This window comes from Kribbella sindirgiensis (genome assembly GCF_004331435.1).
GTDB classification, from domain to species: domain Bacteria; phylum Actinomycetota; class Actinomycetes; order Propionibacteriales; family Kribbellaceae; genus Kribbella; species Kribbella sindirgiensis.
Genome location: NZ_SJKA01000003.1, coordinates 490,600 through 514,434 on the forward strand (window position 1 = coordinate 490,600; position 23,835 = coordinate 514,434).

Below are 23,835 nucleotides of genomic sequence, written 5' to 3' on the forward strand. Positions count from 1 at the left end.
ATGAAACTTTCCGTCATCTCCCGTTCACCTTCCTGAACCGCACGCCCTGAATGATGAGACCCATGAAGGGCTTCGCACGCCCCCGCGTGCTCGACGCGTTCGCGCGGATCTGCGCACTGGCCGACGGCCAGCACGGTCTGGTCGCGATCGCGCAATTGCGTGGCGAGGTGACCGAACAGGTCCTGGCGCAACTGCAGGACGCCGAGATCGTCGAGCCGGTCGTCGACGGCGTACTGCGGGTGCGGGCCGGCGCAAGTCATCCGCACCCGACCCTGTACGCGACCTGGCTGCTGGCCGAGGCCGTCCCCGCGTGGGAACGGTCGTTGACCGCCCTGGTCGTGTCGCACCGATCCGCTGCTCGGCTGTACGGCGCGGGAACCGTCGGCGGCGACGAGATCGAGTTCTCCGGCCGAGCACGCACCGCACTGCCCGAGGGCGTCGTCGTGCACCCGCGCTCGGTCAAGGAAGACCAGTGCCGCGTGGTCGAAGGTCTCCCGGTCACCGGGCCGGCCCGCACACTGGCCGACCTCGCCGACGGCCAGGGCCTCGACCTGTCCGACCTCGGCCGCCTGGCCCGGTCCTTCATCAGCCAGGGCTGGACGACCGCCGACGAGCTCGGCGCCGAGCTGACAGAGCAGTTCGCCCACCACGAGCCGGCGTACGACGGTCCCACCTGGCTCGGCTCCGCACTCGACGCCGCCGCGAAGGGGTAACGGCATGCCCGGGTACGAGGGTCACCTGGACCGTGACCAGTTTCGCGGTGCCTTCCCGCGCTGGGCCCGGCTGATCGGGCATCTGCAGCAGATCAGCAGCCCGAGATTTCCGGTCGACCGCGCCAAGCGGCAGCTGATCGTCGGTGACTTCCTCTCCCAGCTGAACCGGGACGGCGACGCCTGGAAGAACACCGGCTCCAATCCGCTTCCGGCGTACGCCGAGTCCTGGTCCGGGACCACCGACAGCGAGTCCGGGATCGACCCGGTCTACGCGATGGCGCGCACCGCCAACGACCTCGACGTCTACTACGACGCGGACGAGCAACTGTCGGACGACGAGTACCTGGCCCGCGTCCGTGAGTCCGTCCTCGCGGCCGCACCGATGCGCCAGAACCCGCTCGACGGCGGCGAGGGCCTCGGCGGGCTGGTCCGCTACACGACCCGCAACGTCGAGATCGCCGGCCGCGGGCACGCCGTCTTCACCATCGACGTACAGCCGGTCGACGACAGCCGCGGACCGCTCGGCCTGCGGCGCGACGGGGACGCCTTCACGATCGAGGTCGACGTGAAGCTGCCGACCATGATCCAGCGGTCCAGCGAACCCGAACGGGCCCGGCGGTCGATCGTCGGCGTCCGGCTCCCCGGGCTCAAGCCGATCACGCCGCTGCTGCGTCCGGTGGCGGACCTCGCGGCGGACAAGATGGCGGCCCTCGCCCTGCAGCCGGGCGTCGGCGACGGCATCGCCGCGCCGCGGTTCAAGGACATCGCCGATCTGTACTACATCGCGCGGACCTGTCCGGTGGACGGCGAGAAACTCCGGAAAGCGCTCGCGGAGAACTGGCATTGGCGCGAGGCCGGCCGCAGCGGGCCGCCGCAGCCGTACCGCTTCTACGGGCAGGCACCGGCCCGCGACGACGAGACCGAAATCCTTTGGGACCAGGGGTTCCGGCAGCTACGGGCGCGGATCCCGCAGCTCCAGGACTACCCGGAGTTCAAGGAAATGACGGAAACCATCAGCACTTTCCTGGATGGTGCCGCCGATCCGTCGAACGGCGTCTGGGACCCGGCGCGCGGGCAATGGCTGCCGTCGCTGCGGAACGAGGTCGCCTCGACGATGGACCGTGCGCTGGCGCCGGAGAGCCGGACGCCGGACCCGCGGCAGGCGACAGTGCCGATGGCGCCGACGGCGCCGATGGTTCCGATGCAGCGGCACCTGTTCGTGTTCGATGTCGACAAGACCCTGAGCAAGCACGACACCCTGGACACGCTGGCCGAGTTGGCCGGGCGGCTGCCGGAGGTCCAGGCGGTCCACGCCCCGGACTACGAGACGTCGATCCGCGCCAAGATCGCCGTACTGCGCGGCGTCGACGAGGCACTGGTCCGCCAGGTGGCGGAGACTGTCGAGCTGAGCGAAGGCGCCGAGCAGCTGATTCGCGAACTGAAGGCCGCGGGCCACGAGGTCGCGATCGCGAGCGGCGGGTTCGACGCGGTCGTCGGACCGCTCGCGGAGCGGCTCGGCGTCGAGCGGTACGCGGCCGGGAAGCTCGGGATCGAGAACGGCGTCCTGACCGGGGAGGTCAGCGGTCTGATCGACGGCCCCGGGAAGGTCACCGCGATCCGCGGGTGGAACGAGGAGCTCGGGATCCCGCGCGAACGCACGGTCGCGGTCGGGGACGGCAGCAACGACGTGGACATGTTCGAGGCAGTCGGGTTCGCCGCCGGCTATCAGCCCGGTACGGCGGCGGCCGCGGCGTCCCACACGATCCTCCGCGACATGGGCCAACTGAACCGCGTCGTACACCTGTCACCACCCGACCGCCTCGCCACCCCAGCCGCCACGCGCCGCGGCGCCTCCGAGCGCACCACCTGATCACCGGCGACATCCACACCTGCCCCCCACCCACCACTCTCCCCCTGGGTGCCGCAAGGCTCCCACAAACCGGTTTGGGGACGATCACCTGCCGTTTTCGGGGTGCCGGGCTCCCCAAACCGGTTTGGGGAGCCCCGAGCAGGCACGGGAATTGGCGGGGTGCCGGGGCGGCTCGGCAGGTAGAGCGCCGGTGGGACGCCGTACGCGCGGGCGCGATCACGCTCAGGTGCACTACCCATCCACTCGACACGTATTGTCGAGAACGCACACTCAGCCGCCCAGGGCTGCGCCAACCAACCACTCACATCTGTCACACGAGCCGAAATAGCTTGTTCCCAGTCCCGCCGCCGGTTCGGAACGGCGAGGCAACCTTCTGCGACGGCCAGCCGGTCCAGCAGGATGTGAGCATCGATGACGGCGTCTTGGCGACGGGGGTGACCGCGGTGCACGACGGCCCTGATGGCGTGGCGACCTTCGACGGGTTCGTCGCCGCGCGCTCGCGGGCCCTGCTGCGGACCGCCTACCTGCTGACCCGCGACCATGCGCTGGCCGAGGACCTGGTCCAGACCGCGCTGGCGAAGGCGTGGTTCCACTGGTCCCGGATCCAGGAGGACAACCCGGAGCCGTACGTCCGGCGGATCCTGGTCACGACGTACTCCTCCTGGTGGCGCCGCCGCTGGAACGGGGAGATCCCGACCGAGGAACTGCCCGAGGCCCCGACCGCGGACGGCGACGACGGACTCGACCTCTGGGACGCCATCGGCCGGCTCCCCCGCCGGCAGCGCGCGGTCGTCGTACTGCGCTTCTACGAAGACCTCACCGAGGTGGAGACCGCCCGGCTGATGGGCAGCACCGTCGGCACCGTCAAGAGCCAGACCGCGAAGGCCCTCGCCAAGCTCCGCCTCGACCCTTCCCTTGCCACCACCCCAGCAGATCTGGAGACCCCGTGATGAACCTCCAGGACCTGCGCGACGAGCTCGCGACCCGCGCCGCCGACGCCGACCAGCACACGGGTGACCTGCGACCCGGCGTGCAGCAGAAGATCCGCCGCACCAAGCAGCGCCGTACCTTCACCGCGCTGGGCGTAGTGGCCGTACTCGCAGCCGTCGCAGCCACCCTCGTCCCCACCACTCGCCCGGTGCCACCGGCCGACAACCCGCCCGAGGACTACACCCGGGACGGGCTCACGGTTCCCGGCACGGTCGGCAGCGACAAGTTGCTCAAGGCATGGATCGGCGACCACGGCCAGAACAAGCTGACGTTCGCGTGGACCCCGACCACGAACTCGATCACCTTCCACGCCAACTGTGAGACCGCCCCCGGCATGTCTGCGGTCCGCTTCCGCATCAACGGCTGGTACGTCGGCGACGCGACCTGCGACACCGGCCCGCAAGCGTGGGCCATGGACAGCGGTGCCACGCTCACCCCGGACTCGGCCTTCTGGCTGGCCTCTCCGGTCGGCAAGCCGGCCCAGGTCTCCGCCGAGCTGATCGACCTGGAGTCCGGCCGACCGGCCGGAACGGGCGGCCGGGTCTGGTTCGGCATCTACTCCACGCCGCCGGACCCGCCGAGCAGCAACGGCGCGCCGGCACGGCTCGCCCCGGTCGACGCGGGCGCCTATCAAAAGGACGGTGTCGTCTACCGCAAGACGGTCGGCGGCAACACCTTGGCCGCCGCGAGGGTCGCCGACCCGGGACGCCTCGACGTGCGGTTCAGCTTCACCGCAACCGGAGCCAGGCTCGCCCTGCGGCCGTTCTGTACGGCGAACGCGAGGACCTACGACGACCCGCCGTACACCGTGGAGATGCGCGTCGGACCCGGGCAGCCGTTCAAGGCCACCTGCGAGGCGAACTCGACCGACGCCGCGGCAGGCGGCGGTCTCACGATCGCCTCGCCGGTACCGGCCGGGCAACGCGTCGACGTGGTCGCGAAGGTCGTGCCGACGAGCCCGAAACTCGTCCTCCCCGATCTGCCGCCGGACGCCCTGCTGGGTATGGGCGTCTACTTCGAGGGACCGCAGCGCGTCATCGACGGGATGGAACTTCCGGAGCAGACCGAGGTGGCGGGGTACCGCTACCGGCTCGCCGAAGTGAAGACCGCGCCGGGACCGGACCGGAGCATCTCGACCGACACTCCGGCGGATCAGCCGTACGTCGTCGCCTACGGAGGTTCACCGCTCGGCACGGGTGGCGGGTTCCGGGCCAGCCTCACGGTCGGCAAGACCGAGGCGAGCGTGGGTCTCGCACCGGATGCGGGCGGCATGGGCATCGGCTGGGACGCCCACGGCGCCGCGCCGACCGAGCGCGCCACCCTGACGGTCGCCGAGGGCAAGCCCACCAAGGGAACGCTGATCCTGGCGATCTACCTACCGGACTAGGACCTAGACCCAGCTGTGCAGGTCGGCGGCGTCCTTCGCGAGCTGCTCGGGTGAGTCGTCGGCGACGAACTCCAGGAGGGCGTTGATCTCGCGGGGTTCGGCGGCGAGACGGTCGAGGACCGGCCGCCACAGCGACTCCCGGGCGGCCAGCGGCAGCCGGTTGTTGGACGGCCACCACGAGAACACGTGCACGGTGCTCAGCCACGGCATCAGCGCCTCGAGCTGCTGCAGGCACGCCGCGTCGTCGAGATCGACCGGCGGCTGCCAGTACGTCGTGAGGTTCGGGGCGCCGACGTCGAGCAGCAGTGTGATCGTGGAGTCGACCTCGTCGGTGAGCGTGTTGCGGTGGAACTCCATCGCGATCTCGATCCCCGCCCCGGCGGCCATGTCGGCGAGTTCGCCCAGTCCACGGGTCACGGCCATCCGGTCACCGACGCCCGCGTCCGCCGTACCGACGTTGCCGGCCCAGACCCGGATCCGGCGCGCGCCGAGGGCTTCGGCGGTGGCGACCGCGGAGCGCATCTCCTCGCGGTCCACGCTGCCGGCCCGCAGGTACGAGCCGTACGCCGCGACCTGCAGGCCGTGTACCTCGGTCAGGTTCCGCACGCGCTTGGCGTTGACCAGGTTGCCGAGCGGGACGTGCACGTCGCCGCCCCATTCGATCGCCGCGAGCCCGGACTTCGCCGCCACCTCCACCACCTGGTCGACCGGCAGCTGCCGGAACGTCACCGAGACCAGACCGGTCCTCACACCCACGCGCGCCTCCTGGTGTTCACCCCTCCATCCAACCGCATCACACCAGGGGTCTCACCTCGCCAGTCAGCCGATGGACGGTCCAGGCCTTGGCTGCATACGCCTTGCCGCCGCAGCCGCGTTGAAGATGGAATCCACCTCCGTCGGCAGGACCGGACCAACCGGAGTAGCCTCCGCACCGCCTGCCGCGGCGCCCCCAGCGCTCCCAGCGGCAAGAGCAGCGCCCTTGGAGGCAGCGGGTGCCTGGGAGGGGCCGCTGGGCAGCTTCTTCGCCTCCGCCTCAGCAGCGAAGATCACCGCGTGCGCGATGTAGTCCTTCGCGTACTCGGTCGTCCGCTCGTCCATGGTGTTCGTCCGGGTGTCCGCGGCCAGCAGCTCCGCCGCCAGGTCGCGCGCCGCAGCCCCTTCCGGCCGCGCCCGATCCTGCGCGACGTGCGGCCGGTCGTTGGTCGCGGTGTAGGCGGCGAAATTCTCCGCGCGGGGATCGTCCTGGTCGCCCACCGCCGCCCACGCCACGTCGTGGTGCGCCCCGGTGGCCTCCACCGCGATGGCGCGCTGGACGCGGGTCCCGGCCAGCATCCGGTCCTCCGCCGAGAGGTTGGCCGATCTGATCGCCGTACGCGCGATCTGCTCGGTCAGGTCGTTGATCAGCCGGTCGCGCGACATTCGGTGACTCCTAGGTCGGTGGAGGGGGCGCGCACAGCCTAGCGACGCAGGGGGTTGCGGCCGCCGTCTCACGTCATGAGCAAAGGAGTTGTATGCGGCTGTCGGAGGATTAGGCTGACGGGGTGCCGGAACAGCGACAAGGATTCACCTACGGGTTCGCCGCCTACCTGATCTGGGGTCTGTTCCCGCTGTACTGGAAACTTCTCGACCAGTCCGGGGCACTCGAACTGCTGGCGCACCGCGTGCTCTGGTCGCTGGTCACGATCGTGATCCTGGTCGCCGTACTGCGGAAGTTCACCGGCGTGAAGGCGCTGCTCGCGGAACCGCGGCGGCGGTGGCCGTTGATCGCGGCGGCGTTCCTGATCTCGGCGAACTGGGGCACCTACATCTGGGCCGTCAACAACGGTCACGTCGTGGAGACCTCGCTCGGGTACTTCATCACGCCGCTGTTCACGGTCCTGCTCGGCGTCTTCGTCCTCAAGGAACGGCTCCGGCCGGTGCAGTGGACCGCGCTCGGGATCGCCTTCGTGGCCGTCGCCGGGCTGACCGTCGAGAACGGGCGGCCGCCGTGGGTGGCGATCATCCTGACGTTCTCGTTCGGGTTCTACGGGCTGGCGAAGAAGAAGGCCGGCGCGGGCGCGATCGAGGGCATGGCGATCGAGTCCGGCACGGTCGTGCCCTTCGCGATCGCGGGGATCATCGCGCTCGGACTGCACGGCGACACGACGGTCACGCACCACGGTACGGCGTACCTCGTGCTGGTGCTGCTGACCGGGCCGATCACCGCCGTACCGCTGCTGCTCTTCGGGGCCGCGGCGACGCGGGTCTCGATGACGACGCTCGGGCTGCTGAACTACATCGCGCCGATCATGCAGTTCGTCTGCGGTCTGGTGATCTTCCACGAGCGGATGACACCGATGCGCTGGCTCGGTTTCGGCCTGGTGTGGGTCGCGCTGGCGCTGTTCACCTTCGACAGCATGCACACCCGGCGCCGCAACGTCGCCCTCGAACGGACCGCGGTCACTGCTTCCGCAGTGTGATTGTTCGACCGCGCTTCGCTTTCTTAGGTCAACCTAAGCCGCGTGACGTTCACCTGACCTTCACGGAGAAGGCTCTCAGCTTCCCTAGGGTCGCTGATCGTGACCAAGTTTCTGCCGCTGATCAGTCAGATCGGCACCCGCCACGGGTCCCGCTCCCTGCGCACCTGCGAGTACAAGTGCGCCAACCAGTGCGACCACCCCGAGCCGAACACGTCCGGCAACGAGCACATCCAGACCGTGATGCGTTCCGCGTTCAGCCGCCGCAAGGTGCTCGCGATCGGCGCGGCCGGTGTCGGCGCCGCCGGTGTCGCCACCCTCGCGGTGAACGCGCCGGCCATCGCGGACCAGGTGAGCCACGGATCCGGCAACGGCTCCTTCCCGGGCTTCCCGCACCGCGGTGAGCTGACGCACAGCGTCGTACCGCCGAACCGCCAGGACGACATCGTCGTACCGCACGGGTACGACCAGGCCGTGATCATCGGCTGGGGCGACCCGGTGCTGCCGGGCGCGCCGAAGTTCGACCCGTACAAGCAGTCCGCCGAGGCGCAGGCGCGGCAGTTCGGGTACAACAACGACTACACGATGATCGTGCCGCTGCGCGACGACCGGGTCGCGCTGCTGGTCTGCAACCACGAGTACACCGACGAGAACCTGATGTTCCCGACCGGCAAGTACTCGGCCGCCGAGATCGCGAAGATCGGGATGGCCGCGCACGGCATGTCCGTCGTCCAGATCGAGCGCGTCGGCCGCAAGGGTGAGTGGCGCCGCGACAAGCAGCTGTCGCGCTACAACCGCCGGATCACCGCGTCCACCAAGTTCGAGGTGACCGGGCCGGCGGCGGCGGACGCCCGCGTCGGGAAGGTTGCCTACGGCACCTTCGGCAACTGCGCCGGCGGCGTCACCCCGTGGGGCACGATCCTGTCCGGCGAGGAGAACTTCAACGGCTACTTCGACGTGACCGGCTCCGTCCCCGCCGAGCACGTGGACAGCTTCAAGCGGTACGGCGTACCCACGACCGTGACGAAGTCCGCGCGGCAGTGGAGTACCGTCGACCCGCGGTTCGACCTGTCCAAGACGCCGACGGAGGCCTACCGGGCCGGCTGGATCGTCGAGGTCGACCCGTACGACCCGCGGTCGACGCCGAAGAAGCGCACCATGCTCGCCCGGCTCAAGCACGAGGGCGCCACCACCACGATCACCGCCGACGGGCGGATCGCGGTGTACCTCGGCGACGACGAGAAGGGCGAGTACATCTACAAGTTCGTCTCCGCCGGGAAGTACGACCCGAAGAACCGGAAGGCGAACTTCGGCCTGCTGGACGAAGGCACCCTGTACGTCGCGAAGTTCACCGGCGACGGCACCACGGACGGCCTGTACGACGGGACCGGCCAGTGGATCCCGCTGACCACGGACAAGAAGTCCTTCATCGACGGGATGTCGGTCGCCGACGTACTGATCAACACCCGGTCGGCCGCGGACAAGGTCGGCGCGACCCGGATGGACCGCCCCGAGGACGTCGAGCGGAACCCGGTCAACGGCCGGATCTACGCGGCGCTGACGAACAACGACAAGCGCGGCGGCAGCTTCCCGGTCGACGAGGCGAACCCGCTCGCGGTCTCGCACGTGCGGGAGACGCTGGGCGGGCCGCTGATCGAGAAGGCCGGCAACCGCAACGGGTACATCCTCGAGCTCAGCGAGGAGGGTGACGACGCGGCCAAGACGGGCTTCTTCTGGACCCTGTTCCTGGTCTGCGGCGACCCGGCCGCGCAGGAGACGTACTTCGGCGGCTTCGACAAGTCGAAGGTCAGCCCGATCTCCTGCCCGGACAACGTCGCGTTCGACGGCTCCGGCAACCTGTGGATCTCCACCGACGGCAACGTGCTCGGCTCGAACGACGGCATCTTCACCGTCCCGGTCGCGGGCCCGAACCGCGGTCAGGTCAAGCAGTTCCTGTCCGTGCCGTTCGCCGCCGAGGCGTGCGGGCCGCTGGTGTCCGACGACGACAAGACCGCGTTCGTCGCCGTCCAGCACCCGGGCGAGACGGACGCCGCGACCTTCGAGAAGCCCACCTCGACCTGGCCGCACACCGACAAGTTCCCGCGCCCCGCGATCGCCTGCGTCTGGCGCCGCGACGGCGGCCGCGTCGGCAGCTGATCTGACCCCCACTTTGGGCACCCGCCAACCGTTTCGCGCTCGCGAAAACGGTTGGTGAGTGCCCAAAGTGCTTCTTGACGGCGTATATTCAGGACATTTAGTATCCAGGTTATGAAGATGAACGAAGGCGTCGAGTGGGCGATGCACAGCTGTGTGAACCTCAGCTGGGCGCCCGGCGAGGCGGTCACCGCCAAGCGGCTCGCGGCCTTCTACAACCTGCCCACGGCGTACCTGAACAAGCAGCTCCAGGCGCTCACCCGGGCCGGCATCCTCACCTCGGTCTCGGGTCCGAAGGGCGGCTTCCAGCTGGCCCGCGACCCGCGCGACATCAGCCTGCTCGACATCGTCGTCGCGATCGACGGGCCGGACGACGCGTTCCGCTGCATGGAGATCCTCAAGGAGGGTCCGGGTGCCGACGCGCGCGCCGACTACACCAAGATCTGCGTGATCTCGCAGGCGATGCGCGGCGCCGAGCTGACCTACCGCCGCGAGCTGGCGAACCGCTCGATCGCGGACATCGCCGCCGAGGTCGTCCGGCAGTACCCGAGCGCCCCCGACAACACCCGCAACCGCTTCGCCAACCTCAAGTCGTCATAGCGGATCCCTACGCACGCACAACCCACCGAAATCGGCCATTTGCGGTCCGAAAGCGGCACTTCTGCCTGCGTGGGCGTCCATCCCAGCCAAGGAGATCCAATGCTCGTCCGAGCCACCGAAGCCGAAACCCTGTCCGCGAGCGGTGTCACATTGCTGGCCGACGTGCCCGACACCGACGGGCACCTGACCAGCCACCGCTCGATCTTCCGGCCCGGCAAAGAAGGCGCTCCCCCGCACCTGCACCGCGAGGCCGCCGAACTGTTCTTCGTCCTGAGCGGTGCCCTCCGCGTCCTGACCGGCGAGAAGCTCGTCGAGCTCCACCAGGGCGACTTCCTCCACGTTCCACCCAACACAGCCCACGCCTTCGAGGCCGCCGGCGACGAGCCGGCCGAGGTCCTGTTCGTCCTCACCCAGGCCAAGCCCCGCTTCGGCTACTACCGCCTCCTGGAAGGCGCCTACCGCGGCGAAACGGACTGGTCCGAGGTCGCCAGGACCAGCGACCTCTACGACAACCACTACGTCGAAAGCCCAACCTGGCAGAACCGTCGGCAGTGATTTGCGACACGGGACGTCACACTCTCGCTCGCTGCGGTGTCGTATGGGTGACCGAGGGAGGTCGCGCATGCGGAACCGGACGAGCAGCCTGCGAGCGAGAGTTTTTCCCAACCACTGGTCGTTGTTGTTCGGCCAGATCGCCTTCTACAGCTTCGTTGTGCTCCTGTTCAGCGGCGTGGTCCTGATGCTGGACTACAAACCGTCGACAGAGCAGGTCGTGTACGACGGGCCGTACGGTCCGTTGCGCGGGACGGAGATGTCGCGGGCGCTCGATTCGACACTGGCGATCACCTTCGAGACCCGTGGCGGGTTGCTGATCCGCCAGGTTCACCACTGGGCCACGCTGGTCATGGTGGCGGCGATCACGCTGCACCTGCTGCAACTGTTCTTCACCGGCGCCTTCCGTCGGCCGCGACGCCTCAACTGGCTGGTGGTCTTCGGTCTGCTGGTCATCACGCTCGGCGCCGCCCTCACCGGAACCTCGCTCCCGGACGACATGGCGTCGGGGACGAGTCTCGCCGTACTCGACGGTGTCCTACAGGCCACGCCGTTCGTCGGCTCGTCGCTGTCGTCGCTGCTGTTCGGAGGCGATTTCCCCGGCGACGTGATCTCGCGGTTCTACCCGCTGCACATCGCCGTCCTGCCCGTCGTACTCATCGGACTGTTCATCGCGCTGCGGCGGAAGCCTGAAGAACGCGTCGTAGGACACGCGGCGACCGTGGCCGTCATCAAGCGGGCGGGCCTGTTCTGCTTCGTGGTCGGCGTCTCGTTCGTGATGACCGCGACGGCGACGATCAACCCGGTCTGGCTGTACGGCCCGGCCGACCCAGCGGACACGTCGGCCGGTGTCGGCCCGGCCTGGTACCTCGCCTTCCTGGACGGCTCGCTCCGGCTCGCACCCGGATGGGAAGTCGTCTGGTGGGGAAGGACGATCAGCCTCGCCGTCCTGTTGCCGGTCGCGATCTGCACGCTGTTCCTCGTACTCGTCGCGGTCTACCCGTTCATCGAGGAACGGATGCCGGGCCTCGCCCCGCTCCGGACCGGCATCGGCGTCGCGGGCATCGTCTTCTACGGCGTCCTGTGGGCGGCGGCCGGCGCCGACACGATCGCCGTACAGTTCCATCTCTCGTTCAACACGCTGCTGCGGGTGTTCCAGATCCTCTTGATCCTGGGCCCGCCCGCGGCCCTGGTCATCACCCGCCGGATCTGCCTGGGGCTGCAGCAACGCGACACGGAGATCGCGACGCACGGTATCGAGACCGGCCGGATCGTCCGGCGCCCCGACGGCGGGTACGTCGAGGACCACCGCCCGTCCGTGCGTCAGCTCATGTCGCACTGACGAGCCGGCCCGCCTCACTGTGGATGCGACCCGTGGTCGTGGACAGTGGGCGGGCGCTGGCTACGTTGCGGGTCGCGATGATCTCGGCCGCGATCGAGATCGCCGTCTCCTCCGGTGTCCGGGCGCCGAGGTCCAAGCCGGTCGGCGAGGTCAGGCGGGCCAGTTCGTCCTCGGTCACACCCGCGGACCGCAAGCGGGCCAGGCGATCGTCGTGGGTACGCCGCGAGCCCATCGCACCGATGTACCCGGCGTCGGTCCGCAAGGCCAGTTGCAGCAGCGGTACGTCGAACTTCGGGTCGTGGGTCAGCACGCACAGGGCCGTACGGCGATCGACCTGGTCGAGTGCACCGGCCAGGAAGCGATGCGGCCAGTCGACCACGACCTCGTCCGCCTCGGGGAACCGCGCCCGGGTGGCGAACACGCCGCGGGCGTCGCACACCGTCACGTGATAGCCGAGGAACTTCCCGACCCGCGCGACAGCGGCCGCGAAGTCGATCGCCCCGAACACGAACATCCGCGGCGGCGGGGTGAACGCCTGCACGAACACCGCGACGTCGGTGCGGCCGCATTCCCCGTGGACGCCGTACTCGCGGATCGTGGTGGAACCGCTGTCGAGCATCGCCAGCGCGTCCTCGACCACCGCAGCGTCCAGACCGGCATCCCCCAGGCTGCCGGTGGCCGAGGTGCCGATGACGAGCCGTCGGCCAAGGCGCTCGCCCGCCGTGACCACGGTCGCCACCGCCACCGGCCGACCCGACTCGATCGCGTCCGCGACCGCGTCGAATTCCGCGTACGACGCCTGGTCCACCGGCTCCACCAGTACGTCGAGCAGGCCGCCGCACGTGAGCCCGATCGCGAACACGTCGTCGTCGGAGATCCCGTACCGCCGTACCACCGGGACCCCGGTCCGAATGACCTCTTCGGCCACCGCGTAGACATCGGCCTCGACGCACCCGCCGGACACGCTGCCGACCGCCACGCCGGCGCCCGACACCGCCATCGTCGCGCCGGGCTGCCGAGGAGCCGAGCGGAACGTGTCGATCACCGTGGCGAGTGCGAACCGCTCTCCGGACCAGGGGCGGACCTGCTGGAGGACGTCACGCACCCATGTCCTCCGCGCCCGCCTTGACCGCTTCGCGAATCCGCGAGTACGTGCCGCAGCGGCAGATGTTGCGCAGCTCGTCGAGGTCCGCGTCGGTGATGTCGCGGCCCTCCTTCTGCGCCTGCTTGACCTTCGCGACGGCGGCCATGATCTGGCCGGGCTGGCAGTACCCGCACTGCGCGACGTCGTACTTCAGCCACGCCTCCTGCATCGGATGCAGGTCCTTGCCGACCGTCGCCGGCAGCCCTTCGATCGTGGTGACCTCGTCCCCCGGCGCGATGTCCTTGACCTGCACCGAACAGGGGTTGAACGCCTTGCCGTTGATGTGCGAGGTGCACGACTTGCACACCTCCAGAGCGCACCCGTACTTCGGGCCGGTGACGCCGAGCAGGTCCCGGAGAACCCACAGCAACCGGACGTTGTCCTCGGCCTCGACGCTGATCTGCTTGCCGTTGAGCTTGAAAGTGTGCGTAGGCATGGGTTCCTCAGAACGTGTGGTCGAGGCCGTCGGTCGGCGACTGCGGGGTGGACGGCTGCAACGGCAACGGCTCGAAGCTGAGCTTGCCGTGGTTGATCGGGAAGTACGTCGGCATCGTGCCGGTCGCCCGCGCGTAGGCGCACGCGATCGCGGCGAACGCCGGAGCCACCGACAACTCACCGGCACCGCTCGGGCTCTCGCTCGTGTTCGGCATGATCACCACCTGCACGTCCAGCGGCGAGTTCCACTCCCGGGTGTAGAAGTAGTTGTCCCAGCTGCCTTCGAGCGGGATGCCGTTCTTGATGTGCAGGCTCGAGGTCAGCGCCAGCGCGATCGCGTCCTGCAGACCGCCGAACATCTGGGCCTCCAGCCCGCGCGGGTTGATGCAGAACCCGGGATCGACGACGATCACCGCCTTGGTCACCCGCGGACCGGTCACGCCCTCGCCCTCGACCGGCCGGTTCACCGTCTCCGGCCGGCAGTCGATCTCGACCAGCGTCGCGACGGCCGCCCGGTACTCCGAGTGCACACCGACGCCCTGCGCCGTACCCTTCGGCATCGCCTTGCCCCAGCTGCCGACCTCGGCCGCCTTGTTCAGAACCGCGAGCAGCCGTTGGTCCTTGAGGAAGTTCCGGCGGAACCGGACCGGGTCCTGGCCCATCTTCGCGGCCAGCTGGTCGACCACCAACTCCTCCGCGCAGACCACGTTCGGCGAGTAGATGTTGCGCATGCTGCCGGTGTTGAACTTCAGCGGGATCTCGTTGAGCAGCTGGGTCGTGACACCGAAGTTGTACGGCGACGACTGGGTGAGCGCGAAGATCGTCTCGGCGAACGACAGGTTGCCGCCGACCGGAATGTCCGCCGCGAACGCCGTGATCATCTCGCCGAGGCCGTGACCGAAGTCGGTCTCCACGCTGGTGTGGCGCTGCTCGTAGGTGAGCACGTTGCCGGCCAGGTAGTTCACCCGGACCCGGGACGTACACATCGGGTGCGTGCGACCCTGGCGGAAGTTGTCGGTACGGGACCAGGACAGCTTGACCGCCTTGCCCATCTTCTGCGAGATCTCCGCCGCCTCGGCCGCGACGTCGTGGAACAGGTGCCGGCCGAACGAACCGCCGCCCTGGGTGACGTGCACCTTGACCGCGTCGATCGGCAGACCGAGCTGTTTGGCGATGTCTTCCTGGGCGACGATCGGCACCTTCAGGCAGGACCAGATCTCGGCGCTGTCCGGGCCGACGTCGGCGATCGCGCAGTCCGGTTCGAGCGGGCTGTTGCTGGCGAACGCGAACACGAACTCGGCGTCGATCGTCTTGGTCAGCAACGGCAGCGACGGCGCCGCCATCGGCAGCTGGGCCGCGCGCAGCTTCGCCAGCACGGTGGCGTCGGACTCACCGTCCACGGTGCCCGGTCCCCAGGTCGCGTCGACCTTCTGGATCGCGTCGATGCACTGGCCGAACGTCTCACCGCGGATCGCCACACCGTGGGTGATCCCAACGACATCGGTGATCCCCGGAAGCGCCCGCAGCTCCGCGAGGTTGTTGATCGACTTCAGCGTGCCGTTGATCGTCGGCGGCCGGGCCACCATCGTCGGCTTCGCGCCCGGGACGTCCAGGTCCATCGCGAACTGCTTGCGCCCGGTGACGATGTCGTGGCCGTCGACGCGGTTCCGCGGTTTCCCGAGGACGCTGAACTCCGACGGATCCTTGAGCTCGGCGGACACCGTGATCGTCTGCGCGGTGGCAGCGAGCTTCGCCAGCGAGCCGTACGTCGCCGTACGGCCGCTCGGACCGCTCAGCACACCCTTGCGCGTGGTCACCTTGGCGGCGTCGACACCCCAGCGCGTGGCAGCCGTCTCGACCAGGCGCTGCCGGGCGACCGCGGCGGCCGTGCGGACCGGGAGGTACATGCTGCGCATCGAGTTCGAGCCGCCGGTCAGCTGATTCATCAACAGCTCCGGCCGGGCGTCGGCGAGCGCGATCTCGACCTTGTTCATCGGGAGATCCAGCTCTTCGGCGACCATCATCGCGAACGCGGTCGTGATGCCCTGACCGACCTCGGTCCGCGGAACGGCGAAGTACGCGGTGCCGTCGGACTTCAGCTGCACCGTGATCAGCCCGGACGTCGGCGCCGCGGCGAGGTTCTGCAGGTCGCCGAGATCGAAGATGTCGGCCGGCTGCGGCAGCGACGGAACCGCCGCGTCGGCCGCGCGCGGGTCGGACTCGTTCGTCAGCCAGCTCACGCCGACCGCGAGGGTGGGCGCGGCGATCAGGTAGCCGAGGACCTTGCGCCGCCCGAGCAGGCCGCGTCTGCCGTCCGGTTGATCGCTTGGTCGATCCAACGAACGACGATGTTCGGCCATGAGGGTCCTCCGTGCTCGAGCAATGCTGGGAACGCAGTCTGGCACCGCTGTCGGCGCGGCGGCATGGCCACGATGCCCACGTTTTGCGCGGTTCTACTGTGCACAACGCACAGCCCGACCCTTCGGTCACGCAGCAGGCGGGAACAGTCTGAAAGCACGCAGTGCAAGGCCGAGCTCGACGTGGAGCCCTTCGTCGCTGAGGTTACGGCCGGTGATCTGATGGACCCGGTGCAGGCGGTTGATGACCGTGTTGCGGTGACAGTGCGCGAGGTCCGCGGTACGACGTACGGAACCTGCTGCGAGCACCCATTTGTCCAGGGTGTCGAGCAACAGTTCGCGTTCGGCCGCGGGTACTGTCATCAGCGGCAGCAGCCAGTACTGCACCAGTTGCTCGGCCAACTCCGGTGCGCTGAGCAACAACGCCTCGGGCAGTCGCTCGGTCAGCGCTGCTACGTCGATCTGACCTGCCGGGAGCGTACGGCGGGCCAGCATCGCCTGCCGGTACGCACTGTTGACCTCGGCCAGACCTGAGACGACACCGGACAGACCGGCCGGTGCGTGGACGACGTCACGCAGCGTGCGGAGCACCGTGACCGGGGATTCCGTGCCCACAGCAAGCAATCCGACAACGGTCTGCGGACGCACCTGCCAGGCGGAAGCGATCCGAAGACCCGCAAAGCGCCGTACGAACAGGGATGTCGTGCACTCGTCGTCGATCAGGTTGTCGATCGCGACCACCGCGTAGCCGCCGTGCACGGGCACGTCGAGGACGGTCGCGGCCTCCTGGATGAACGCCCGGTCCTTCCCCGGACCGTGCAGCAAACCCTCCCAGAGGGTCGATCTGCGGCGCTCGTCGGCGCGGACGAGTTGCCGTTCGGCCACGTGATAGGCGGCCGCGACCTGCGAGGACGTCCGGTCGACGACCTCCCAGACCTTGCTCGCGACATCCAGCAACGCCGCGGACTCGACCACACCCTGGGCTCGGGCCTCGTCGATCAACGCCTCCCACACCAACCGCCCGCCGAGCCGGAACGACTTCAGTACGTCGTCCAGCGGCATCCGCTGCTCCGCCCGCCGCCGGCCGGTCGCCTGTGCCGCGTCGAAGTGGTCGTCGCTGTCGGCAATCATCTGCACGACGCGGGCAACGTTGTCATGACACGACCGCCACAGGTCCTGCCGCGGTACCGCATCCATCTCGCGGTACGCCGGGTTCTGCTCGTAGATCGTCTCGACCAACGCATCGGTCAACGCCGGCAGATGCAGCAACACACTCTCGGCCAACGCCTCGACCGTCAGCTCCACCACCGGCAACGCAACATCCCGCTCACCCATAGTCGGCACAGCATTGCACACAGTCGCAGGCTTGGGTACGGGTCGAGTACGGGCAGCGGTCTGTTCCAAGGGGTCCTTACTCTTCGCGGCAACACGTTCGACAACAGTAGGGAAACCATGTCTTCGCAGAGCATCCGCCGACGCGTCCTCCGCAGAGCCGCCGCCCCGGCCGCCGCCGTGGCCCTCGCGCTCGGCCTCACTGCCGCCCTGGCCACCACCCCCGCCGCCGCCAGCGGTTCCTACACCGGTCGCGCCTACGTCTACGGAGAAGGCTCCCTGGCCGGCGACTGGAGCGACGAGGGTGTCGTCAACGTAGCCACACACCGCTCCTCCAACGTGACCTGCCTGTGGCAGACCATCCTCTGGGCGGACGGCTACCTGCCGAGGTCCGACATCGACGGCATCTTCGGCGACCAGACGCACGCCGCCACGGTGAGATGGCAGCGGAACCACGGGCTCACCGCGGACGGCTCGGTCGGCAAGGCGACCTTCGCGAAAGCGCAGCAGAACATCGTCCTTCAGGACACGTCGGACGGCTACCAGTACGGGATGTACGACGGAAACAGCCTCTTCGCCGTCCGTCGCCCGATCAACGCCGGGAACTGGATGTTCGCTGCACCCAGTGGCGTCTTCATTTCGGCCGCCTACAACTGGAAGACCTGCTGAACCATGCGCAAAGTCATCGTCGCGCTGGCCGCCCTTGCCGTCGCCGGCGCCACGCTCGTGGCCGTCTCCGGCGGCGCTGAAGCCGCCACCACTTGGCAGGCCCACGACAAGAACTGCAAGACCCTGAAGACCCCTGAGGGCGCCGAGCTCGGCTCGGTCTGCGCCGAGGTGCAGAAGCGCGTCACCGACACCGGCTCGATCACCGGCTACCGCGGACGGACCTCCGTCGCGCCGGTAGTCGGCCAGTCGATCACGCCGGACCACTACAACTGGAACAGCCAGAACGTCGAGTTCTGCTCCACCGGCGAGTGCGAACCGAAGACGACGGCGTGGACGTCCTCCTGGTCCCCGACCCTGACATCCGAAAGCACGTACGTCACCTGGGGCGATTATGGGGACGTCGGCGCCTCCTGGAGCTCCTGGACGAAGCTGGCGAGCCGGTGCCTGACGTATGTCGCGGGCAAGGTCTGCGTGAACCGGTACGAACGCGGCTACCGCACGTACTACCAGGAGCGCGGCCAGCTCGTCATCAACCCTGCCTCAGGCCAGTGGATCGAGCCGCGCTGGGTTCGCGTCGGCCACGTCATCAACGGCACCAGCACCTCGAAGACAACCACCTTCTGCAACCCAACCTGCACCCGCCCCACGACGAGCTGGTCCCGCTCAGTCAGCCGAGATTTCGACAGCGGCTACGACGAAGGCTTCGCCTCCGCCAGCTGGACCCTCCCCTCCGGCGCAACCAAGAGCCTGCGCGTCGCCTACCCCTGACAGGCATACGCCGTACGTCGTCCTCAGCCGGAGCGTCAGGCGCTCCGGCTGAGGAGCGCCAGGCCGAGTTCTGACGCGGTGTGGACGACCTGTCTGCCGTCGCGGTCGCTGACGATCAGGCCTGCTTCGCGCAGGATCTTTGCCTGCTCGCTGGATGATGCCGGCGAGATGTCCAGCCGCTTCGCCAGCTCAGTGGTGGTGCAGGAACCGCCGGCCAGGCAGTCCAGCATGGCCGCACGGGTTCGGCTGAGCAGATCCTCCAGCCGTGCGCCTGGCGATTCCGGATCCAGCCAGCCGAGCCGATGCGACACCGGATAGACCAGCACCATCGGCTCGCCTGGCAGGTCCAGCAGGGTGACATCGTTGTAGGCGAAGAACGACGGCTGCAGGACGACGCCTCGGCCGTCCAGGTGGATGTCGAGCTCGGACCGTTTGTTGGTGAGCACGATCGCGGGTGGCTCCCAGCGCACGGTTCCACCGATCCCGGACAGCAGCCCGTCGATTCCCTGCTCGCACAGCGTCCGGCGCTGGGCGAGCAGTTCCTCGTTGACCTGCCGGCGCATCTCACCCCAGTACGGCGCCAGGTGGGCGGCGTGGAATCGGCCGAGAACAGTGACGAGTCGCTGCAGGGTCTCCGGATCGCCAGACGCGAGCGACCGCGCCCACCCCGGCAACGGGGTCTCACTGCCGAGTCGTCCGAGATCGGTCCGCAAGATCGTTCGCGGCGTCCGCAGGACGGTCTCGAAGCCCTCCCGGAGGTCGGTCGTGCCGACGGCCGGAGTCAGGAAGTCCGGCGAGTAGCCCCAAGCCGGGACGAGCGCGTGCAGCGCCCGCCAACGCGCCGGCCCGTGCAGCCGGACCTTGCGGCGCCAGGGGTCGAACACCAATCCCCCGACCCCGTTGGTGATCGCCTGCAGACCGTGGACCAGTTCCCACATCGGGTCGATGGCCGGTGCCAACCGCACCCGGCGAATGTCGTCAGTACTCAGGTGGATGCGCCACATATAGCTCCCCCAGGTCGTTCCCACCAGGAATTCGGCCTGAACCTAAGTATTCGCGGCTGCCAGGGTCACCCGGCTTAGCGTCCTGAGCCATGAGGACTCACTACGCCGCGCTTGTGCTCGTCGGCCTGCTGACAGGTTGTGCGAGTGAACCGGCGCCGGCAGCCGCACCGGAGCGGACATCCAGCGTCGTACCGCGTCCCCTGACAACCGGCGAGCGGGCGGAGCTGGAGGAGGCCGAGGCCGAGCTGACCAGGCGTTGCATGGAGCGCGAAGGGTTCCAGCTGTACCTGACGAAGCCTCCAGCCGGTCCGCCCGCCCTGCCGTACGGCAACGACGACGTGAGGTTCGCCCGGCGCTCCGGGCTCGGGCTGGCCACGGTCGACAGCGTGAAGCTCCGCGCGGCCGATCCGAACATCCGGTACGTCGAGAGCCTGCCCGCTGATCGGCAAGCGGCCTACGGCAGGGCTCTGAACGGCGATCCGAAGCAGGCGATGTCGGCGCAGCTGCCCGACGGAAGCACCGACAACATGAGCCGGGTCGGCTGTACGGCGTCGGCGCAGGCCGAGCTGTACGGCGACGGTGAACGCTGGTTCCAGGTCAGCGCGATCGTCAACTATCTGCCGGCCGAGTACCTGCCGAAGATCGACGCGGACCGCCGGTTCCGAACGGCTCTCGCCAACTGGACCGCCTGCATGCGACGCGCCGGCCACCCAGTCTCCAGCCCGGCCCAGCTCCGCACCGGATTCCCGGCCTTCCGAGCGGCGCCGTCAGCCAAAGAAGTCGCCGCCGCGATCGACGAGGCGACCTGTTCCAAGGCCACCCAGCTGACCGCGACCGGGAAGCGGATCGAACGCGAACACCAAGCCCGGGTCTACCGCGCACACCGTGACGCGGTGCTGGAGTACCAGACCTTGTCCGTCGCGGCGTTGGACCGTGCCCGCACCTACTGATGCTTCAACACCAACAGGAAGAGGAGAAATCAATGCTCAAACGCATGACCGGCATCGGCGCCGGCGTCCTGCTCACCGGAGCCGCCCTGATCACCGGCACGACCGAGGCACAAGCAGCGCCAGACGGCTGCGCTCCCGGACAGTTCTGCGCCTGGTACTACTCGGACTACAGCGGACCCTCCGTCAAGTCGTACGGCGATGCCCTCTGGCCTGGTGCCGGTGGCCCGAGGCTCGACAACAAGATCGGCAACGACGACGCGTCATGGTTCAACAACGGCGGCTACTGCCAGGGCTGCGACCACGTCCGGGTGTTCAACGCGACCAGCTCAGGTCAGAAGGTGACGCTGTGCGTCCATCGCGGGCACTGGGGCTACTCCAACACCAACAGCGCCACCCGGGCCGCCATGGCCAAGGGCGACCTGCACCGCTGGGGCCCGGAGTGCGGCAGCGGCGAGCCGCAGCTCTGAGCTGATGCCAGGCCCGCGGGTTCTCCTGCGGGCCTGGTGGTGTTCTCAGACCGAGCGGGTGGCTACCAGGTCGCAGAGGGCGTCCAGGGCTTCTCGGCCGGGGCCTTCGGGGAGGGTGGCCAGGAGTTTGCGGGCGTCCGCTGCGCGGCGGCGTACGTCGTCTTCTGCCTGGCGGAAGGCGGCGTGGGAGCGGAGTAGGTCCAAGGTTTCCGCTAGGCGGGCGTCGTCGGAGAGGTCGGATTCCAGGAGGTCCAGGAGGCGGGCGTCCGTGGGGTCCGTGGGGTCCGCCTGGGCGCGGAAGATCAGGACCGGGAGGGTCGGGACGCCCTCGCGGAGGTCGGTTCCGGGGGTCTTGCCGGACTGGCCCGACTCGGATGCGATGTCCAGGAGGTCGTCGGCGAGCTGGAAGGCCACACCGATCTCCTCGCCGAACGCTCGCAGCGACTCCTGGATCTCCTCGGACGCACCGGCGTACCGGGCGCCGAAGAGGGCGGACGTCGCGATCAGCGAACCGGTCTTGTCGGCGACCACCGACAGGTAGTGCTTCAACGGGTCCTGGCCTTCGCCGACACCCATCGTCTCGCGGATCTGACCCTCGACCAGCCGGCCGAAGGTCCGGGCCTGGATCCGGACCGCTTCCGGCCCGAGGTCCGCGACCAGGTCCGACGCACGGGCGAACAGCCAGTCACCGGACAGGATCGCGACCGAGTTGTCCCAACGCGCGTTCGCCGTTGACGAGCCCCGCCGCAGCGCGGCCTCGTCCATCACGTCGTCGTGGTGCAGTGTCGCGACATGCGTGAGCTCGACGACGACCGCCGACTTCACGACGTCGTCGGACGCGACGTCGGCACCGAACTCCGCCGCCAGCAGCACCAGCAACGGCCGGAACCGCTTGCCGCCGGCAACCATGACGTGCTGGGCGGCCGCCGTGACGAACGGCGCCTCCGACTGGGTCGCGTCGAGCAGCGCCTGCTCCACACGCTCCAGCCCAGCACGAACCCGGGACTCGAGCGCCGCGTCGGCGAACTCGAATCCCAGGCTCTCGGCCGGCAGCGGGGTCGGACTCAACGGATGAACTCACCAGCTCGGGCCGCCAGGTCGAGCACCGGTCCGGGAACCAGACCGAGAACCACCGTGGCGGCGAGACCCAGGGCGACCGCCGACGTGGTCTGCCAGCCCGGCAGCGCCACGTCCGGCGCGTCGGCCGGCAGGTCGGAGAAGAACATCAGCACGATCACGCGGACGTAGAAGAACGCGGCGACCAGGCTGGACAGTACGGCGACGACGACCAGCGGCCACGCGCCACCCGTCCACGCCGCACTGAAGACCGCCCACTTGCCGGTGAAGCCCGCGGTCAGCGGGATACCGGCGAAGGACAGCAGGAAGAACGCGAAGATCCCGGCCAGCAACGGCGACTTCTTGCCCAGACCCGCCCAGCGGGACAGGTGCGTCGCCTCGCCACCCGCGTCCCGGACCAGCGTCACGACCGCGAACGCGCCGATCGTCGGGAAGCCGTACGAGACCAGGTAGAACAGCACCGCCTGCGTCGAGGTGATGCCGTTGTGGACACCGCTCCCGGCCTGCGCGAGGCCGACGAACGCGGTCAGCAGGAAGCCCGCGTGCGCGATCGACGAGTACGCCAGCATCCGCTTCACGTCGGTCTGGGTGATCGCGACGATCGAACCGACCACCATGGTGAGGATCGCGATGATCCACATCATCGGCGCCCAGTCCCAGCGCGAGCCGCCGAGCGCGACGTAGAAGACCCGCATCAGGCCGACGAACGCCGCGATCTTGGTGCAGGCCGCCATGAACCCGGTGACCGGGGTCGGAGCGCCCTGGTACACGTCCGGCGTCCAGGAGTGGAACGGTACGCCGCCGACCTTGAACAGCAGGCCGACGCCGAGCAGGCCGGTACCGGCGAGCAGGATGGTGTCGCTCCCGGTGTCCGAGCTGAGCGCGTCCGCGATCCCGCCGAGCGACATCGTGCCCGCGTACCCGTACAGCAGCGCGATCCCGAACAGCAGGAACGCCGACGAGAACGCACCGAGCAGGAAGTACTTCATCGCGGCTTCCTGCGAGATCAGCCGGCGACGGCGCGCCAGACCGCACAGCAGGTACAGCGGCAGCGAGAAGACCTCGAGCGCGACGAACAGCACCAGCAGGTCGTTCGACGCCGCGAACAGCATCATGCCGCCGACCGCGAACAGCGTCAGCGGGAAGATCTCGGTGTGCTCGATCCGCGCCGCCGTACCCTCGCGCTCGGCCTCGGACCCCGGTACGGCGGCCGCCTGGCCGGCGAACGCGGACAGGCCGCCGTCGATCGAGCGCTCCGCGAACAGCAGCACGCTGATCAGGGACAGCGCCAGCAGGATCAGCCAGGTGAACAGCGCCGGGCCGTCGACCGAGATCGCACCCTGGGCGGCCAGCAGTTCCTTCTTGCCGTTCATCAGGATGCCGGTCAGCACACCGGACACGACCACGGCGACCACCGTGATCGCCAGCTGCACCAGGTGCCGCAACGGCCGCGGCAGGAACGCCTCGACCAGGACGCCGACGCACGCCGCGCCGAACACGACGAGCAGCGGAGCCAGCTCGTTGTACTCGATCTTGGGCGCCGTGAAGTCCGCCAGCGGCAGCAACAT

General features: G+C 68.9%; 22 protein-coding genes. 13 read left to right on the top strand and 9 right to left on the bottom strand.

What is annotated here, in order from left to right:
• The first annotated feature begins 62 nt into the window (after positions 1 to 62).
• From E0H50_RS10860 to E0H50_RS10875, 4 genes are all read left to right on the top strand, one after another.
• Positions 63 to 713, top strand: coding sequence for a hypothetical protein (locus tag E0H50_RS10860; RefSeq protein WP_131286621.1), 651 nt, complete (start codon positions 63 to 65; stop codon positions 711 to 713).
• Between the two features lie 4 nt (positions 714 to 717).
• A complete protein-coding gene (locus E0H50_RS10865) occupies positions 718 to 2,583 on the top strand; it encodes an HAD-IB family phosphatase (RefSeq protein WP_131286623.1) in 1,866 nt (621 codons plus the stop codon).
• Between the two features lie 401 nt (positions 2,584 to 2,984).
• Positions 2,985 to 3,533 (top strand): SigE family RNA polymerase sigma factor, encoded by a 549-nt coding sequence (locus E0H50_RS10870; protein ID WP_337590371.1) that lies wholly within the window; start codon positions 2,985 to 2,987, stop codon positions 3,531 to 3,533.
• Positions 3,530 to 4,960, top strand: coding sequence for a hypothetical protein (locus E0H50_RS10875; protein ID WP_131286625.1), 1,431 nt, complete (start codon positions 3,530 to 3,532; stop codon positions 4,958 to 4,960). Before E0H50_RS10870 ends, E0H50_RS10875 begins: the two co-directional genes overlap by 4 nt.
• Positions 4,961 to 4,963: 3 nt before the next feature.
• Here the strand turns inward: E0H50_RS10875 and E0H50_RS10880 are convergent, their stop codons facing one another.
• Positions 4,964 to 5,716, bottom strand: coding sequence for a sugar phosphate isomerase/epimerase family protein (locus E0H50_RS10880; RefSeq protein WP_131286627.1), 753 nt, complete (start codon positions 5,714 to 5,716; stop codon positions 4,964 to 4,966).
• Between the two features lie 63 nt (positions 5,717 to 5,779).
• On the bottom strand, positions 5,780 to 6,379 hold the full coding sequence (locus tag E0H50_RS10885) for a hypothetical protein (RefSeq protein WP_131286629.1): 600 nt from the start codon (positions 6,377 to 6,379) through the stop codon (positions 5,780 to 5,782).
• A 122-nt stretch (positions 6,380 to 6,501) separates the two neighbouring features.
• Between E0H50_RS10885 and rarD the strand changes: the two genes are divergently transcribed.
• The 5 genes from rarD (at position 6,502) to E0H50_RS10910 (ending at position 12,064) form a co-directional block, all read left to right on the top strand.
• Positions 6,502 to 7,419, top strand: a complete 918-nt coding sequence (gene rarD, locus E0H50_RS10890) for an EamA family transporter RarD (RefSeq protein WP_131286630.1) — start codon at positions 6,502 to 6,504, stop codon at positions 7,417 to 7,419.
• Between the two features lie 99 nt (positions 7,420 to 7,518).
• The gene (locus E0H50_RS10895) at positions 7,519 to 9,573 is read left to right on the top strand and encodes a PhoX family protein (RefSeq protein WP_238150888.1); all 2,055 of its coding nucleotides are present in this window, start codon (positions 7,519 to 7,521) and stop codon (positions 9,571 to 9,573) included.
• 111 nt (positions 9,574 to 9,684) lie between these two features.
• Entirely contained in the window at positions 9,685 to 10,170 is a 486-nt protein-coding gene (locus E0H50_RS10900; RefSeq protein WP_131286634.1) for an RrF2 family transcriptional regulator, read from the top strand.
• Positions 10,171 to 10,269: 99 nt separating this feature from the next.
• Positions 10,270 to 10,725 carry a cupin domain-containing protein gene (locus tag E0H50_RS10905; protein WP_131286636.1) on the top strand — a complete coding sequence of 152 codons (456 nt, stop codon included), beginning with the start codon at positions 10,270 to 10,272 and terminating at the stop codon, positions 10,723 to 10,725.
• Positions 10,726 to 10,792: 67 nt separating this feature from the next.
• The gene (locus E0H50_RS10910) at positions 10,793 to 12,064 is read left to right on the top strand and encodes a cytochrome b (RefSeq protein WP_131286638.1); all 1,272 of its coding nucleotides are present in this window, start codon (positions 10,793 to 10,795) and stop codon (positions 12,062 to 12,064) included.
• Here the strand turns inward: E0H50_RS10910 and E0H50_RS10915 are convergent.
• From E0H50_RS10915 to E0H50_RS10930, 4 genes are all read right to left on the bottom strand, one after another.
• Positions 12,051 to 13,169: an XdhC family protein gene (locus tag E0H50_RS10915; protein WP_131286640.1), complete on the bottom strand. Its 1,119-nt coding sequence runs from the start codon at positions 13,167 to 13,169 to the stop codon at positions 12,051 to 12,053. The two genes, E0H50_RS10910 and E0H50_RS10915, sit on opposite strands and share 14 nt — an antisense overlap.
• Positions 13,162 to 13,644 (bottom strand): (2Fe-2S)-binding protein, encoded by a 483-nt coding sequence (locus E0H50_RS10920; RefSeq protein WP_131286641.1) that lies wholly within the window; start codon positions 13,642 to 13,644, stop codon positions 13,162 to 13,164. The genes E0H50_RS10915 and E0H50_RS10920 overlap by 8 nt, the downstream gene beginning before the upstream one ends.
• A gap of 7 nt (positions 13,645 to 13,651) precedes the next feature.
• A complete protein-coding gene (locus E0H50_RS10925; protein ID WP_238150889.1) occupies positions 13,652 to 15,982 on the bottom strand; it encodes a molybdopterin cofactor-binding domain-containing protein in 2,331 nt (776 codons plus the stop codon).
• A 147-nt stretch (positions 15,983 to 16,129) separates the two neighbouring features.
• Positions 16,130 to 17,335: a PucR family transcriptional regulator gene (locus tag E0H50_RS10930; protein ID WP_131286645.1), complete on the bottom strand. Its 1,206-nt coding sequence runs from the start codon at positions 17,333 to 17,335 to the stop codon at positions 16,130 to 16,132.
• Between the two features lie 117 nt (positions 17,336 to 17,452).
• On the opposite strand from E0H50_RS10930, the gene E0H50_RS10935 reads away from it, so the two are divergent.
• Both E0H50_RS10935 and E0H50_RS10940 read left to right on the top strand, forming a co-directional pair.
• Positions 17,453 to 18,001 (top strand): peptidoglycan-binding domain-containing protein, encoded by a 549-nt coding sequence (locus E0H50_RS10935; RefSeq protein WP_131286647.1) that lies wholly within the window; start codon positions 17,453 to 17,455, stop codon positions 17,999 to 18,001.
• 3 nt (positions 18,002 to 18,004) lie between these two features.
• Entirely contained in the window at positions 18,005 to 18,769 is a 765-nt protein-coding gene (locus E0H50_RS10940; protein WP_131286649.1) for a hypothetical protein, read from the top strand.
• Positions 18,770 to 18,804: 35 nt separating this feature from the next.
• Here the strand turns inward: E0H50_RS10940 and E0H50_RS10945 are convergent, their stop codons facing one another.
• Positions 18,805 to 19,734 (bottom strand): ArsR/SmtB family transcription factor, encoded by a 930-nt coding sequence (locus tag E0H50_RS10945; RefSeq protein WP_165547060.1) that lies wholly within the window; start codon positions 19,732 to 19,734, stop codon positions 18,805 to 18,807.
• A 128-nt stretch (positions 19,735 to 19,862) separates the two neighbouring features.
• Between E0H50_RS10945 and E0H50_RS10950 the strand changes: the two genes are divergently transcribed.
• Both E0H50_RS10950 and E0H50_RS10955 read left to right on the top strand, forming a co-directional pair.
• Positions 19,863 to 20,723 carry a hypothetical protein gene (locus E0H50_RS10950; RefSeq protein WP_131286653.1) on the top strand — a complete coding sequence of 287 codons (861 nt, stop codon included), beginning with the start codon at positions 19,863 to 19,865 and terminating at the stop codon, positions 20,721 to 20,723.
• Positions 20,724 to 20,755: 32 nt separating this feature from the next.
• Complete coding sequence (locus E0H50_RS10955) at positions 20,756 to 21,190, top strand: peptidase inhibitor family I36 protein (RefSeq protein ID WP_165547061.1); 435 nt, start codon at positions 20,756 to 20,758, stop codon at positions 21,188 to 21,190.
• A 45-nt stretch (positions 21,191 to 21,235) separates the two neighbouring features.
• Here the strand turns inward: E0H50_RS10955 and E0H50_RS10960 are convergent, their stop codons facing one another.
• Together E0H50_RS10960 and nuoN are read right to left on the bottom strand one after the other, a co-directional pair.
• On the bottom strand, positions 21,236 to 22,258 hold the full coding sequence (locus E0H50_RS10960; protein ID WP_131286657.1) for a polyprenyl synthetase family protein: 1,023 nt from the start codon (positions 22,256 to 22,258) through the stop codon (positions 21,236 to 21,238).
• Positions 22,255 to 23,835, bottom strand: coding sequence for an NADH-quinone oxidoreductase subunit NuoN (nuoN, locus tag E0H50_RS10965; RefSeq protein ID WP_130385117.1), 1,581 nt, complete (start codon positions 23,833 to 23,835; stop codon positions 22,255 to 22,257). Before nuoN ends, E0H50_RS10960 begins: the two co-directional genes overlap by 4 nt.